The 14,816-nt window shown below is 60.4% G+C and carries 14 protein-coding genes; 3 read left to right on the top strand and 11 right to left on the bottom strand.

Annotated features, from left to right (window positions below; genetic code table 11):
* Positions 1 to 7: 7 nt before the first annotated feature.
* Positions 8 to 805, bottom strand: a complete 798-nt coding sequence (locus tag M2497_RS20930) for a fumarylacetoacetate hydrolase family protein (protein WP_248482860.1) — start codon at positions 803 to 805, stop codon at positions 8 to 10.
* A 10-nt stretch (positions 806 to 815) separates the two neighbouring features.
* Positions 816 to 2,627: an FAD-dependent monooxygenase gene (locus tag M2497_RS20925; RefSeq protein WP_248482858.1), complete on the bottom strand. Its 1,812-nt coding sequence runs from the start codon at positions 2,625 to 2,627 to the stop codon at positions 816 to 818.
* A 411-nt stretch (positions 2,628 to 3,038) separates the two neighbouring features.
* On the opposite strand from M2497_RS20925, the gene M2497_RS20920 reads away from it, so the two are divergent.
* The gene (locus tag M2497_RS20920) at positions 3,039 to 4,052 is read left to right on the top strand and encodes an AraC family transcriptional regulator (protein WP_248482856.1); all 1,014 of its coding nucleotides are present in this window, start codon (positions 3,039 to 3,041) and stop codon (positions 4,050 to 4,052) included.
* 616 nt (positions 4,053 to 4,668) lie between these two features.
* On the opposite strand, the gene M2497_RS20915 is transcribed toward M2497_RS20920, so the two are convergent.
* The 5 genes from M2497_RS20915 to M2497_RS20895 all read right to left on the bottom strand — a co-directional run bounded on the left by M2497_RS20915 (position 4,669) and on the right by M2497_RS20895 (position 9,034).
* Positions 4,669 to 5,526: a fumarylacetoacetate hydrolase family protein gene (locus M2497_RS20915; RefSeq protein WP_248482854.1), complete on the bottom strand. Its 858-nt coding sequence runs from the start codon at positions 5,524 to 5,526 to the stop codon at positions 4,669 to 4,671.
* A 62-nt stretch (positions 5,527 to 5,588) separates the two neighbouring features.
* The gene (locus M2497_RS20910) at positions 5,589 to 7,190 is read right to left on the bottom strand and encodes a bifunctional 3-(3-hydroxy-phenyl)propionate/3-hydroxycinnamic acid hydroxylase (RefSeq protein ID WP_248482852.1); all 1,602 of its coding nucleotides are present in this window, start codon (positions 7,188 to 7,190) and stop codon (positions 5,589 to 5,591) included.
* 46 nt (positions 7,191 to 7,236) lie between these two features.
* Positions 7,237 to 7,635 (bottom strand): cupin domain-containing protein, encoded by a 399-nt coding sequence (locus M2497_RS20905; RefSeq protein ID WP_248482850.1) that lies wholly within the window; start codon positions 7,633 to 7,635, stop codon positions 7,237 to 7,239.
* Positions 7,636 to 7,653: 18 nt separating this feature from the next.
* Positions 7,654 to 8,091 carry a nuclear transport factor 2 family protein gene (locus M2497_RS20900; protein WP_248482848.1) on the bottom strand — a complete coding sequence of 146 codons (438 nt, stop codon included), beginning with the start codon at positions 8,089 to 8,091 and terminating at the stop codon, positions 7,654 to 7,656.
* 1 nt (position 8,092) lies between these two features.
* Positions 8,093 to 9,034 carry a 3-carboxyethylcatechol 2,3-dioxygenase gene (locus M2497_RS20895; protein WP_248482846.1) on the bottom strand — a complete coding sequence of 314 codons (942 nt, stop codon included), beginning with the start codon at positions 9,032 to 9,034 and terminating at the stop codon, positions 8,093 to 8,095.
* A 149-nt stretch (positions 9,035 to 9,183) separates the two neighbouring features.
* Here M2497_RS20895 and M2497_RS20890 point away from each other — a divergent pair, with 149 nt between their 5' ends.
* Positions 9,184 to 9,846, top strand: a complete 663-nt coding sequence (locus M2497_RS20890) for a GntR family transcriptional regulator (RefSeq protein WP_248482844.1) — start codon at positions 9,184 to 9,186, stop codon at positions 9,844 to 9,846.
* A 151-nt stretch (positions 9,847 to 9,997) separates the two neighbouring features.
* Here the strand turns inward: M2497_RS20890 and M2497_RS20885 are convergent, their stop codons facing one another.
* From M2497_RS20885 to M2497_RS20870, 4 genes are read right to left on the bottom strand one after another with little or no spacing between them, the layout of a single operon-like run.
* A complete protein-coding gene (locus M2497_RS20885) occupies positions 9,998 to 11,059 on the bottom strand; it encodes a dihydroorotate dehydrogenase (protein ID WP_248482842.1) in 1,062 nt (353 codons plus the stop codon).
* 11 nt (positions 11,060 to 11,070) lie between these two features.
* Positions 11,071 to 12,003 carry a DUF6282 family protein gene (locus M2497_RS20880; RefSeq protein WP_248482840.1) on the bottom strand — a complete coding sequence of 311 codons (933 nt, stop codon included), beginning with the start codon at positions 12,001 to 12,003 and terminating at the stop codon, positions 11,071 to 11,073.
* Between the two features lie 29 nt (positions 12,004 to 12,032).
* Positions 12,033 to 12,800, bottom strand: coding sequence for an aldolase/citrate lyase family protein (locus M2497_RS20875; protein WP_248482838.1), 768 nt, complete (start codon positions 12,798 to 12,800; stop codon positions 12,033 to 12,035).
* The gene (locus M2497_RS20870; protein WP_248482836.1) at positions 12,797 to 13,192 is read right to left on the bottom strand and encodes a cupin domain-containing protein; all 396 of its coding nucleotides are present in this window, start codon (positions 13,190 to 13,192) and stop codon (positions 12,797 to 12,799) included. The genes M2497_RS20875 and M2497_RS20870 overlap by 4 nt, the downstream gene beginning before the upstream one ends.
* 192 nt (positions 13,193 to 13,384) lie before the next feature.
* Here M2497_RS20870 and M2497_RS20865 point away from each other — a divergent pair, with 192 nt between their 5' ends.
* Positions 13,385 to 14,815 carry an NAD-dependent succinate-semialdehyde dehydrogenase gene (locus tag M2497_RS20865; RefSeq protein ID WP_248482834.1) on the top strand — a complete coding sequence of 477 codons (1,431 nt, stop codon included), beginning with the start codon at positions 13,385 to 13,387 and terminating at the stop codon, positions 14,813 to 14,815.
* Position 14,816 lies beyond the last annotated feature (1 nt).

Raw genomic sequence — 14,816 nt, 5'->3', positions numbered from 1 at the left:
CTGTTGTTCATTGGTTGTCGAAGGTGGCGGTCACGGTGCCAAGGCCATCGATGTGGGCGGTGTAGGTTTTGCCGGCTTCCACGGTGATCATCGGACCAAGTGCCCCGGAAAGGACGAGATGGCCGGCCCTCAATGGTGCGCCGTGACGTGCCAGAGTCCGCGCCAGCCACACCACTGCGTTGAGCGGATGGCCAAGGCAAGCAGCGCCGGAACCGATGGAGACGTTTTGCTCATCTTCACGGGCAAGGGTCATCCGGCAATTGCGCAGATCAAGCTGGTCGAGCTTCTTCGGCGAGCCGCCGAGGACGAAGGCCGAGGACGAGGCGTTGTCGGCAACGGTATCGACCAGACGGATGTTCCATTGGGCGATGCGACTGCCGACGATCTCCAGGGCTGGCAAGGCGTAATCGATCGCGTTGACGACGTCGATCAGGCTCGGGTTGGGAAGGTCTAGGTCGCGGCCGAGCACGAAAGCGACTTCGGCCTCGATTTTCGGTTGATGCAGGCCCGCCATCGGGATCGGCAGGCCTTCTGCAAAAGCCATATCGTCGAACAAAAGGCCGTAGTCAGGAGAGTCCACGCCAAGCTGCTGCTGCACAGCCAGTGAGGTCAGACCGACTTTGGCCCCGATCAGACGTGCCCCGGACTGCAGTTTGAGCTCGGTGTTGAGTTTCTGGATCGCATAGGCGTCGTTCGCGCTCAAACCCTCGAAGGTTTCGCGCAACGGGGCAATGAAATTGCCCGTGGCTGCCGCGCTACGCAGCAGTTCGGCAGCCTTGGCGATGCTATTTTGGTTCAGGGACATGTGCGTGTGCTCACTGGGTTATCGCGGGCAAGGCATGTTTCGGTTTGGCTATGCCGTGCTGGGCGGCTACCAACAAGGGCTGCCTGTCCATCGTCCCAAGAAGACGGCCCAGGACTTCGCCCAGTTGCTGGGCTCCTGTCCCGTCCGCAGCACGCCAGGCGACGTGATGGTCTGGGCGAGCGAGTACCGCACCGCTATCTCCCACCTCGCGTATACGGCGCCAGTCGCCGTAGATGTCGCGAACACCATAAGAGCCACCGACCTGCACGACTTCGACAGCCGACGCCAGCGCGTGCGGCAACTTCGCGACGGCGTCTCGCCATGCCGACGATTCGATGCCGACGATGAGAGTGAAAGCTGCGGGGTTCACGATATCGAGGGTCGAGATGCGTCTGCGACCAGTTTCCAGCCAAGCGTGCGGAAGCCTTGCGCCTGGCCATGTGGTGGCTCTGTATGCATGATCGGGATCGCCGTCTGGAAGTGGCTCGCAGGTGCCATCGGCGAAGATCGCTCCGGTGCGGTACCGATAGCCAATCTCGGCACCAAGAGCGTTGAAACCGGTTGTACTCAACGGAGTCAGTGCCGCATCAAGATTCTCTCTCCTTTGCGCGGCAGTGGTGGTGTCGTCGAACAACGTCTCCGCGTTACGCAACATCTCCGATACGGGGATACCAGGGTGATTGCCAATAGAGGCGGGCACGTTAATCATCTGTGCAGTCGTCTCACCCACGCGCCGGATGACTTGGCGGCCGACGGGTACCCGTTCGGCGTCATAGCTATCCAATAGCAATGGCGCTGCCGTGCCTTCGAGCACGAGCTTAAGTTTCCATGCGAGGTTGAATGCATCTGCCACGGCCGTGTTCAACCCCAGTCCGTTCCACGGAGCGTGGCGATGGACTGCATCCCCCATGCAGAAGACCCTGCCTTGCGAATATTGAGGCGCCGAGCAACCGTTCACGGACCACGGAGACACATGCTTGATTCGTACCGGAATCGTTTCATCCCCTATGAACTTTCGGATCAGCGCAAGGACGGCATTGTGATCGGTATGGTCGAACGAATCGTCGACGGGCGCGCCTGCAATCCACTCATTCCAAGGGCGTACGAGGATGAGACCAACCCTGCCATCGGGAATTACCGAGTGGTAGAGAATGCCTGGCCGGTGCTGGACATACCTGCTCAGGTCCGCCTCAATCCAGACGAAAAGCACCCTGCCTGCGTTTTGCACGCCCTCGTGTTTGATTCCCAACTGATCCAGGATGCGGCTGCGTCCGCCATCGGCTCCGATGAGGTAGGACGAAGAGACTGAATATTCGTGACCAGACTCACACACCTTGATGCGGCTTACTACGCCATGCTCGTCTTGGCCGTGGTCGAGGTACTCATGACCAAATCTCACGTCGACTAGGCCGGTCTCGACTACCGCCTTCATGATGATGGGTTCGAGCAGATGCTGCGGGTAGTTGCACATATTGCTCGGACTGGCATCGGTGTACTTCTGCCGTTCGTGGCCAGTGCCCCATGAACTGATGCGTGCGACTTCAGTGCCCGCCATCGTGGTGACCCAGACATTGTTCTCCATGTAATCGGCGGTATCGGCGACAGCAACGACATCATCCTCGATGCCCAGTGTCCGGAAAATCTCCATCGTGCGCGGATTGATCACATGCGCCCGTGGAGTGTGTGCGGTATATGGGTACAGGGTGAGCAGCGTGCTGCGAATACCAACCCGGGCAAGTGCAAGTGCTTCGATCATTCCGGCTGGACCTGCACCGACGATCAAAACAGGTGTGGATTCGGTGGGATTGTTATTAGAACTCACTGAGTTTCCTCTCCGATCTTGAGAATTTTTTTTGTAGGAGATGCGGCTTGCGGCATGGGCCGAAACGACCAGTCGATGCGAGGGTTAGTGATACTCTCCTTCACCAATCAGCCTGCTCGGCGTAGGCGGATTTTGGTCTTCATGCGGCAACTCGTCACTGTCCACAAATTCACATCTATTGACTGAAAGTCTTCAATTCAAGGCGCAATGCCAAGTCGGTTGTTTCCTCCATTCAAAATGGGGCAATTCGGATATCTCGGCTTTTTCTACTGACGTGCAACGTGCTTGTTGTGAGCAGGAATGCAAGAATGCGGTTATGAATAACGTCGTATCTAAAGACTGCCTGCGTTTGCACTTGCGGGTTTGAAATAGAACGAGCGCATTGGCGCAAATCGCCCATCAGGAGGATCCATGCCACCTGTGTTCCGGAAAAAAGACGTTATGGAAAACCCCAACGATTACCGTCCATCTCTCCCGCTGGACGATCTTCTACGCACCATTCGTCTGACGGGCGTCTTACAGGGGTTGATTCAGTTGGCTTCCCCATGGGGATGCAAGCTGCCACGAGTGAACGACTGCATCAGGATTCATCTTGTGCTGGCAGGTAGCTGTGTCGTGTATCGAGAGGGGGCTTCGGATTCGATCTGTCTTGCGGCAGGCGACGCGCTTCTCGAGCCCATGTCGAGTTCACTCGCGATCGCTGACGCCATTGAAACGCCGCTGCAGCCCATGGAGAATTTTATTCCATCACGACTGAAGAGCGCGGATTCGGCGAACGATTTCCTCGCCGGTCTTTTCAGCACGGGGATTAGCTACGGCGGAGGTGGTCACATCACCCAGCTTGTCTCGATGAACTGCTATGTGGATAAAAGATTTCCGATCGTTATGCTCAAGAACATGCCGGGTTTGGTTCTCCTGCGTGGGTTTGGAATTCAGCATCGGGAGTTCCTCGCGCAAACCCTCCATCAGCTCAGTGAGAACGGAAGACAGGGGTTTATCGGGCAGGCGATTGCTACTCGGCTAGCCGAAGCGGTACTGACCTCTGCCATCAGATACTATTTGGATCACGTATCCAGACACGATTCGAAGTCACATCGTGGTTGGAATGATCCGGTTCTATCGAAAGTATTTAGTGCCATTTATCAGGCTCCGGAGAGCGACTGGAAAATCGCGAGGCTGGCCGATAAGGCCAGCCTGTCTCGCTCAGCATTTCTAAAGCGCTTTGCCAGCGTGACTGGTCAAACACCAAACGAGTTCATCACTTCGCTCAGGATGATGCGAGCAACGGAGCTGCTTGAGAACGGCTACGATTCCATTGCTCAGATCGCTACAAGCGTTGGTTACGCATCGGAAGCATCATTCTCGCGTGCATACCATCGTTGGTCAGGCACGACGCCGGGCATTGTCAAGAAGCGCAGAGACTAAGAGTGGCGGTGGAGCGAAGTCGAGCCTGTCCGGCGGACGGAAGGTCCGCCTCATCGTGGGGCATCTGGCTCGAGCACCAATTGATGGGCAACTTTGGTTTTGGTGCTGAGGTGAAGAAATTCGCTACCTGGTCGCGCCGACTATTTAGCCGAACAGAAATCGGTTGTGCATTGTGAATAGAATATCGGCCTCGCACACTACCTTTTGATGATGCTGTTCGAGTTCGAGGTGACGCTAGGCGAGCGAGAAACTGCTCTCGAAAACGGTTGCGAGCATCTCTAGCGGAGCATCCTGTGCGTGGGGAGGGGGCGTTTCGCGACGACGGCACGCAGGCCAGCCTGTTATCGTGGCGGCCGGTGTGACGATACCGGCAGCGTGAAGAATCACGCCTTCCAGCAAGGCGACTAGGAAGCACAGACCTATTGGGCGGCCTAACCACGGCTGGCTGCGAAGTGTTTCTTAGATTGAAGTGTTGCTTAGATTAATGTCATGACACTGTCCTCCCTTGTCAGGGAAGAGAAGGTATGTGGTGCAGCGAAAGGCGATTGCCTATGAGATTCACCGGTATTGTCCCTGTAATGGGTAAAGCCAGCCCCAACCGGGGCCGGCCTGGCTATCAGTTGGGCTGTTCGTCGACGATAGTGTTGCGCAGGGTGCCGACGCGCTCGATTTCCACCTCTACCACGTCGCCTGGCTTCATCCACAACGGCGGGGTGCGCTTGGCGCCGATGCCGCCTGGGGTGCCGGTTACTAAGATATCGCCAGGGCGAAGCGGTGCCACTGTCGAGGCGTAGGCGATCTGGCGCGGGATGCTGTGCAGCATCATATCTGTGGTGGCACGCTGCACCTCCTGGCCATTGAGTCGAGTTACGAGCGACAACGTGGTGCCTGGCTCAATCTCATCGGCTGTCACCATCCAAGGGCCGAAGCCACCGGTACGCCAAAAGTTCTTACCGGGCGCCCATTGTGCAGTGTGTAACTGCCAGTCGCGCACGGAGCCATCGTTGTAGCAGGCATAGCCGGCGATGTGATCCCAAGCGTCCTCCTCGCGGATGCGCCGGCCGCCTTTGCCGATGATGATCGCGATCTCACCTTCGTAGTCCAGTTTGATCGATTCCGGGGGACGCGTGATCGCTTCGCCGTGGCCGACTTGCGAGTCTGCCACGCGCAGGAAGAACATTGGGTTTTCGCTGATCTCGCGGCCAGTCTCGCGGACGTGCTCGCCATAGTTCAAGCCCACGCACCAGATCTTGTCGGGGTTGGGAATTACCGGCAGGAAGCGTACATCCGCCAGCTTCAGGTCCGGCGTGCGCCCCTCGATGGCCGCTGTCACCTGGGCGATGCCATCGCCATCCAGCAAGCTCTTAAGGTCGTGGAATCGCCTCTCCAGTAAACGCTGTAGATCGAATACACCGTCGCCGACGACGACACCGAAGCTTGCCTTTCCGGCGTGTTCAAAGCTCATGAGTTTCATAGGAATTCCAGGTTGGTTGAGTGAAGGTTGCTACATGGAGGCATGGGTTGCATCGCCGCAGTTCAAGACACAAGCGACCGGGTTTCCAAGGGCGTGCAGGGAGGCGCTGTCTCACACGTAGAGGCGTCGTCCAGGCGGGCGGGTAGCTCGGGAAGGAATGCTGCCAGTGCCTGGAGTGCCGCTCGTTCGCCTGGGCCGTTGGTGGCGGCAGCCACGTAGCGGTCAGGTCGCACAATTAGGGTGATGCCGCTGCCGAGCAGCCCGACGAAGGCGCTATTGAGTTCGACGACGCTCTCACACCATTCGGCTGTGCCTATCGAAGCGCGCTGAATCTCCAGCGCCGTGCCGCTACGAAAACGCAGGATCGCCCAGTCTCGGCCAAGTAACGAGTCGAGCGCGACGTGCTCGCCGTTCGAGCGCTGCACCCGGGGCTGTGGTAGTGGACGTCCTACCAGATCAGATGCGGCCGGAAGCAGGCTCCCGTCCGGCGGCACGATGCAGCCTGAGGTAAAGTACGGCTGCTTCAAAAATTTCATCTGAACCAGCCAGCGCTTGGCTGGCGGGTAGATCCCTAGGGCCTTGACAGCATTGTCGCGCAGGGCGACGAGCAGGGGGTGTGTGCTCATCACCACCTTGCCGATCCGGTGCGAGAGCCGCACCATCTGTTCGACATGAGGCCGGCGCTCGGTTTGGTAGCTTTCGATTAGTGCGTCGCAGGCCTGGCCGCGGACGTGTGCGGCGATCTTCCACGACAGGTTGGCCGCATCGCGGATCCCGGCGTTGAGGCCCTGCCCGGCGAAGGGTGGCATCAGGTGGGCCGCATCTCCTGCCAGCAGCACGCGACCGCAGCGGAATCTGGTGGCGATCCTCTGTTGTGCGAGATAGACGGCGGCACGGCGGATGTCCGTGGCGACAATACGTTGGTACGGCGCGACCAGGTCAATGATGAACTCAGGGGTGGTCACCGTGTCAGGATCATCGCCCGGCAACAGCATGAACTCATAGCGGCAACGCCCCTTAACGCCGGGCACCACCACGCAGGGGCGAGTGCCGTTGCAATGGAACTGCGAGAAGCGTTCTGGTTCGCCCGGGCTGTTGAGGACGTCCACCACGATCCACTTTTCAATCTGGGTCGAGCCCTCTAGTGTTATACCGAGCTGCGTGCGTATAGGGCTGCGGCCGCCATCGCAGGCCAGCACCCACTTCGCACGTAGGCGTTGCGAGCCGTTGGCCTCGAAAAGATGCGCTTCGACATGCTCCGGGTGGTTTTCTACGGCTTGGACCTCGGTGTCGAAGCGCAGGTCGATGCCGGGTTGCGCCTGTGCCGCCTCCAGTAATAACGCAACAAGGATCGGCTGGTCGAATTGTGACTTAACCGGCTGGCCCAAACACGAGTGGCGGGACGGCACCTCCGCCAGCAATTGCCCTTTGCGCCCGAAATAACGTGCGCCGGTGTCCGTGAGCATTTCCGGCAGGAGCTTTTGCAGCACGCCGATTTCGGCCATTACACGCAGCGACTCATCGGTGATGCTAATGGCGCGCGGTTCGTCAGTGATGCTGGGATTGCGCTCGACCAGCGTTACTCGAATACCTTGATTCGCGAGTAGGTTGGCTGCTATCAGGCCGACAGGTCCTGCCCCGATCACTAGTACGTCGGTTTCCATGGGGTTCTCCGGTAGAGTTGTGAAATGACGCCTAGTGGCACCTTTCTCAGACTAGGAAGTTCTGGTGCTCACAGAGGGGGAGGTAGTCCTCGCGCAGCGGTGCGAAGACATCGACATTTAGGGCTCGCGCATCACCGAGCGGCTCGGCGCAGTGGGGAACGCCCCTCGGGACGTAGAGCACGGAGGGGGCCTCCACGTCGAAGACTTCGTCGCCGACCCAGAAGCGCATTGTGCCGCACAGCACGTAGCTGAGTTGGTCGAATGGATGTGAATGCGGGCCTACCGAGCGGTAGCCCGGATCGAACCAGTTAATGGTGGTGACCGCGCCGTCTGAGCGTAGCCCGGTCCTAGCGAAGCCCGGGCGAACCTCGGTTAGAGGCAGTTGGTCTAGGTGAAACACACGGGCGATATTGTTCGGGTTAATCTTGTTATTGGTGTGAGTCATGGTCGAGTACCGTTAGATTTAGCGGGCGGCGCGAAAGGCTTTGCGGATGAGCCTGCGACGGATCTTCCATTGGCCATCCTCCTGCGCATATAGGTCCTCGTAGTCGCCCACCATTAGTGGCGTGGTGTCGACGGCATCAGCTGTCTCGCTGCGGAACACGCTGGCGTACAGGGTTGCGCACAACCCCTCGTCGCTCCACCACAGCCGGTGGTTGGTCTCGACATGGCGCGAGACGCGCGGGAGCTTGACGCGTTCGGTGCCCCAGGTGGCGATAGCTTCTCGGCCGATCAGGTCGCGCGGCGGCAGGCCCAGTAGTTGGCCATCCGCCGTGTACAGTTGGTGTAGGTCGTCCGCTGCACCGTGGTCCAGGCGATAGGCGTGCTCCGCAGTGAGCGCTTGGATCTCTAGGCGTAGTTCTAGGCTCGGATTCGGCCGGTCCTTTGCGGCACTCTTCATCTCAGATGTCCTCCTGGGCAATCATCATTCCGAAGCCCGTCATCCATTCGTCTACAGGCCAGTACCACTGGTTTGTCACTTGGTAACGACCACGCACCGAAAGGGCGGCGAACGCAGCGAGCCATGCGCGGATCTCGTGACCGGAATGGCCACCGCTACTCTCGATCCATTCGTTGCTCCAATGGTCGGCGTCGGTCAGGCAGCCTGAAGCTAAGGTGGCCATGATCTGGGCATCGAACGCTGGGTTGATCGGTTGGAACGCACTGTCACCCAGTGCATGAGCCTTGCCGGCCGCGATGACGCGCTGCTGCCGCTGTGTGCGGATTTCGGGCGAGGGATTGCGACCGTCGATCAGGCGCGCGGCGACTTCGGGCGTTGCGCCTTCCAAGCGCGGAATGGGCGGATCGTGCGACAGGCCACCGGATGCGATTACCAACACTCGGCGGTCCCAGGAAGTGATCTCGCGGCCGATGGCTTCTCCCAGTAGCCGTATCCGTTGTAATGGACCCAGCGGCAGCCCGACAGCATTGACAAAGACCGGGATTAGCGGTTGTGTCATCTGTTTGCCGAAAAGGAATTCAAGCGATTGGACGATGCCATGGTCGACCAGCATGCGTTCCGACTGGGCTACATCTATACCCGCGTCGAGTACGGCGCGTACCAGCCGACGAGCCGCCTCTCGATCGACCGGCAGGGGGCCCGGCTCGGTTCCCCAATCGCCGACGGAAATGGCGCCTGAGCCGATGCAGAACGCCGGCATCATGTCATAGAAGACACCATTGAAGTGGTCGGGGCCGAAGATCACGGTAAGTTCCGGATCGAAGTCGCGCACAAACGCGCGCATCGTGCCAAGCGCGCTTTCCACGCTGTCCAGTGTCTCCGGGCCAGGGTTGTTGATCCCGAAAAGTGGTGAATGTGACAATGCACAAAGGGCCAGTGTCATTGCGTCTCCTTATTCTTATTGTCTCTAGTCGTGCGCCTGCCGCGATGTTTTGGCGGTCGATCGCGGCTGCGTGATAGAATAAATACTAATCCTGAAAAACAATACTAGTCAATAAATAATATATTATTATGTCAATGGTAGAATGTTAAATGAGCATTTCATCCGATGTATCCGTCTTTGAACGAATTCGCCACGCGATCCTGGCAGGTGCCTGGCCACCTGGTCACAGGCTGGCACCGGTCGCGCTGTCGCAGCGTTTCGATACCAGCACGCCAGTGGTGAGGGAAGCGCTCACCCGCATGGTCGGAGAGAATCTGGTGGTGTCCAAGACAAATCGTGGCTTCTTTGTGCCCAAGCTTGAGCTGCGAGAGTTCCGGGATATAACCGAATTGCGTTGCATTACCGAAGCGCTGGCGCTGCGCCTGGCCATCGAGCGCGGTGACCTGCAGTGGGAGACTGAGCTGATTGCCGCCCACCACCGCTTAGCTCGTACTCCACGCCGCAACAGTAGTGATCCCGAGCGGATCAGCGATGACTGGTCGGTGGTTCACAGGGCTTTTCACCAAGCTCTTATCATTGGCTGCCAGTGCGAGCCAATGATACGGATCGCCAACAACCTTTCGCAGTCGACGGACCTATATCGGTGCTGGGCTGCGCCAGCCCCGGCTACCTTGCAGCGGGATGTGGAGCAGGAGCACCGCGACATCCTCGACGCCGTTCTTCAGCGGGACGCGGCCCGAGCTGGTGAACTGCTGCGCAATCACTATGAGGAAACTGCGCGGATTGTCTTGGTTGCAGGTTTGGTGAAGTGATGCTCGAGTTTCGCTCGTCATAGAAGATGAGCGAATGGCCAAGGAGCTCGACCGTTATTAGCTCGCTGTCGGATACAGAAAAGGGCCATCAGGCCCCATCTTTAGGGCAGCATCAGCCGCCAACTGTCAGTGATCTCCCGGCCCAGCTGTTTCAGGCGGGAGACCCTGGGCACTCCGGGGCGAAGCCTTTCCACCAGTCTGGCCGGTCAGGTTGTTGCTGGTAGGTCTGCACTCGGTCGGCCGCACTGCCCAGCAGTTGGTCAACAGACATGCCGCGTTTGGCCACATAGTCATCCAACTCGTGTATTGCCCTGGACAACACGTCGTAGCCGCCGGTGAACACGGCCGAGGTCATTTCCGTGGCGCAGGCTCCGGCCAACAGGAAGCGCGCCACATCCAAGCCGTTGCGCGCGCCGTTGGTGGCGATCAGCGGGTAATCGTCGCCCATGGCCCTGCGGGTCATCATCAACCAGCGGGCGGTCAAGGGCAGGGCCCAGGCGCCACCGATGGCGGCACTGGTGCCCAACAAGGGAAGGCCGGTTTCCAGGTCGGGCAGGAAGCCCATGAAGCGTCCCATTATCACCACGCTGTCGGCACCGCCACGGCGGGCGGCTTGTGCCAGGCCCACCACATCTTCGCTTTGCCCGGTGAGCTTGATCCACAGCGGCAGCCGGGTCGCCTGGCGCATGCGCGACACGATGGCTTCGATCCGCTGCGCGCCACGTTCAAGCACAATCGCACCCTTGGCGGCTTCCTCGCCGTGGGGTGCACCGATATTCAGCTCCAGCACTCGCAAGCCTGCCTGCTCGATCTGCCGCGCGTAGTCGGCGCACTGTTCCAGGTCGCTGAGGATCAGGCTGGGCACCACGTAGGCGTCTTGTGCCTGTGCCTCGAGATCCAGGCCGGCCAGTTCGTCCAGCCATTCGTCGAAGTCACGCTGTACCAGGCCCGAGCGGCCGAACAGGCTGGCGTCGGGCGGTGGCGAGAAGTCCCACGGCAAACGGTTCCAATTGGCGTCCAGCAGCACATAGTCGGTCTTGTCCAGCTGTTGCTTGGCGGCCTGGGATTCGTTGGTGGATTTGGCCACCACCGCCCCGGCTCCGGTGGCAAGGGCGGCGCGGATGGCCTCGCGGGTCATGGTTTGTTCGCCGGCCCCACAGATGACCGGGTTCTTCAGCACTACGGAACCTACCTGGGTGATCAGTCGCGTCATGTCGGCAGCACTCACAGGTTCATCAGGCGTGCAGCGTTACCGGAGGTCATCTTGCGGATGTCCTGGTCGCTGTATTGCAGGTCGAGCAACTGGCCGATCACATTGCGAAAGCCCTCGGCAATGCTGGGGTTGCCTTGTTGGCCGAGGTCGGAGCCCAAAATGGTCAGGTCCACCGTACCGGCTTCGATCACTTGGCGCAGGAACTGGTCATCGTAGAACTTGAACTTGGAGCCGGGCACCCACATGCACATTGAATGTTCCATGTACACGCCGTCGCGGGCCAGTTGGCGCATGTCGTCCAGGCTGGCGTCCACCACATAGGTGGGGTGGTTGACCAGCAGGCGCTTGACTCCGCGCGTGCGTGCCTCCTCAAACAGCGGCCAGATTTCGCGGATGTTCAAGTGCCCGGCCGACAGCACCACGTCTTCGGCGGCGATCAGGTCGAGGATGGCCTTGACCTCGTCCTTGAGCAGGCCGTTATCGTCCAGCACGGTCAAGGGAATCGGTTGCAGCATGCGTTGGGTGGTCTGGGGGAATTTCTCGGTGAACTTGGCGTCTTGGTGGTGATGGGCGATATGGTTGGCCGAAGAAAAGGTGGGCATCCACACTAGGTTGGCGCCCAGCTTCAAGCCATGCTCCACGGCGTGCACGTTGAGGCCGCCCACGGCGTTGTTCAGCGGCACGCCGGAGAGCATGTGCACGTCGAGTTCGCTGAAGTGCTTGTTGAGCAGCTTGGTGACCGGGGTGCAGCTGTAGTAGTGGTCCTTGAGCAGTACGGCCTTGAGCCCGGCTTCGCTGGCTTCGCGCATGGCCTCGACGTGGTCGCAATAGCGCGGCATCACCGACGGGCCGCTGTGGCAATGCAGGTCGATGGCACCGCGCATCAGGTCGTCGATGTGCGCCTTGCGCTCTTCGCTGATGGGGGAATTGACGATAGCGTTCATAAGGGTGACCTCTTGTTGTTGTGGCTGGCTCAGTGGGTCAAGCCATGGAAGTGACGGGCCTGTTGTTGCCAGCCGGCGCGCAGCACCGCCTGGTCCGAGCCCAGAATGAAAAAGCGCATGCCCTTGGCGCTAAACCGCGCCAGGTCTTCGCTGTTGGCCACGAAAATCCCGGCGGCCTTGCCGGCTTGTTGTGCGGCTTCCAGTACGCGGTTCACGGCGGACTCCACGCGCGGGTCGTCCAGTGAGCTGGCGCCCAGCGACACCGCCAGGTCGGCGCGCCCCACCAACAGGCAGTCGACCTGTTCGACGGCAGCGATGGCGGCCAGGTTGTCCAGGGCTTCGCGGTCTTCGATCTGGGCGATGATGGCGTGGCGGCCGTCTTCGCCAGCCATGTGTTCGGCCAGGTTGGCGCGACCGTATCCGCCGGCCCTGGGCGAATTGGAAAAGCCCCGGCTGCCGTTGCGATAACGCGTGGCCTGTAGCAACTGGCGCGCCTGGGCGGCATTGACGATGTGCGGCAATACCAGCCCGTCGGCACCGAGGTCCAGCGCCTGCAATAGGGTGGCGGGGCGGTCGTCGGCAACACGTACCAGGCCGGCGATATTGGCGGCGCGGCAGGCCAGCAGCCCGCGGTCCAGGCTACCCGCCTCGAAGGGCGCGTGCTCGGCGTCCAGCACCACGGCATCCAGCCCGCAGTCACCGGCAATCTCGACCATGGCGTGGCTGGGGGTCTTGATAAAGCTGCTGATCAGCGACTCCCCGGCGCGCAACCGCGCTGCGAACCCCAGGCGGCTCATGCCGGTGCTCGCTCGGCTTCGGCGAACTCGGCGGCCTGGTATTGGATCAGGTGGCGGTAGTCGTCACGGATTGGCGAAAACACGTCGAGGTTCATCACCACCTCGTCGCCCACAGGTTCGGCGTAGTGCACCACATGGGGCGGGATGCGGATCATGCTGCCCGGGCCGCCTTCGACTACTTCGTCGCCCAGGTGAAAGCGCACCCGGCCCTGAACAATGATCACCAGTTGTTCAAAGGTATGGCTGTGGGGAAACACGTCCATGCCCGGGGTCAGCCAGTTCATCACGCAGAGGGTGTCGTCGCCACGGAATGCCACGCGCTCGACGCCTTTGCGCACGGTTTCGCGGGGCAGGTCGTTCCAGTTATGAAGCAGTGCATTGACTAGGCTCATCGGTTGTTCCTTTTGTTTCTTTTGTAGGAATAGTGTTTCTCTGTGGGATAAAGCTAGCGCGCCATTAAAGCACTGGTCAAGTGCCTTTTTCGGCCTTGACAGTGCGCCCTGTGCAAACCTAGGATTGAGTCGTTCAGAGAAATACAGTTTCTCTAAGTGAAACTTTATATTCACACTTGGAAGGTCTGGTACATGCGAGTTATCGAATCCCTGCTGATTGACGGCCAATGGTCCACGGGCACCCACCCGCAACACGCCGATGTGTTCAATCCCGCCAGTGGCGAACTGATCGCCAAGCTCTGCCTGGCCTCTACCGCTGACCTGGACCGCGCCCTGGCCGCCGCGCAGCGTGGCTTCCAGGTGTGGCGCAAGACCAGCGCCTACGACCGCTCGAAAATCCTGCGCAAGGCTGCCGACCTGGTGCGCCAGCGCTCCGATGAAATTGCCGCTTTGATCACCCTGGAGCAGGGCAAGCCACTGGCCGAAGCCAAGATGGAGGCCTTCGGTGCCGGCGACCATATCGATTGGTACGCCGAAGAAGGCCGCCGCGCCTACGGCCGGGTGATCCCGCCACGCGCCCGTGGTGTTCGCCAGACCGTGCTGCGTGAGCCCGTTGGCCCGGTGGCGGCCTTCAGCCCGTGGAACTTCCCGGTCAGCCAATTGGTGCGCAAGATCGCCGGCGCCCTGGCGGCGGGGTGTTCGATCATTGCCAAGGGGCCGGAAGAAACCCCGTCGTCCTGCATCGAGCTGTGCCGTGCATTCCAGGATGCTGGCGTACCGGCCGGGGTGTTGAACCTGGTGTTCGGTGTGCCGGCCGACGTGTCGGACTACCTGATCCGCTCGCCGGTAATCCGCAAGGTTTCGTTTACCGGCTCGGTGCCCGTGGGGCGCGCACTGGGCGCGCTGGCCGGGCAGCACCTCAAGCGCTGCACCCTGGAGCTGGGCGGGCACGCTCCTTTCATCGTGTGCGATGACGTCGACGTCAAAGCCGTGGCGGCCCTGGGCGCGGGCCTCAAGTTCCGTAACGGCGGGCAGATTTGCGCATCGCCAACCCGTTTCTATGTGCAGGCCGCCGTATACGAGCAGTTTGTCGAAGCGTTCTGCCAGGCCGGTGCCGCCATCAAGCTGGGCGACGGTCACGATGCCTCGACGCAATTGGGCCCATTGGCCAACCCACGTCGCGTGAGCGCGGTGCAGGAATACGTCGATGATGCCCTGGCCCTGGGCGCCCAGTTGGCGTTGGGCGGCAAGGGCGTGTCTGGCCCGGGTTTCTTCTACCCCGCCACGGTGCTGACCGATGTGCCTGAAAGCGCCCGGGTCATGCATGAAGAACCCTTCGGCCCGATTGCGTCCATCGTGCGTTTCGACACGGTTGAAGAGGTGATCGAGAAGGCCAACAGCCTGCCGTTCGGGCTGGCGGCATTTGCCTTCACCCGCTCGATCCAGCGTGCCACGTTGCTGGCCGATGAGCTGGAGTCGGGGATGGTTTCCATCAACCACTTTGGCCTGGCCGCGCCCGAGACACCGTTCGGCGGCGTGAAGGACAGTGGCTACGGCAGTGAAGGCGGCAGTGAAGGGCTGGACGCTTACTTCACCACCAAATTCGTCAGCCAGGTCGGCTGAC

Origin of the sequence: Pseudomonas sp. CYM-20-01, from assembly GCF_023169845.1 — a bacterium.
In the GTDB taxonomy this organism is placed as follows: Bacteria; Pseudomonadota; Gammaproteobacteria; order Pseudomonadales; family Pseudomonadaceae; genus Aquipseudomonas; species Aquipseudomonas azotoformans.
The sequence above is the reverse complement of the archived record's forward strand: the minus strand, read 5'-3'. Positions and strand labels throughout refer to the sequence as shown.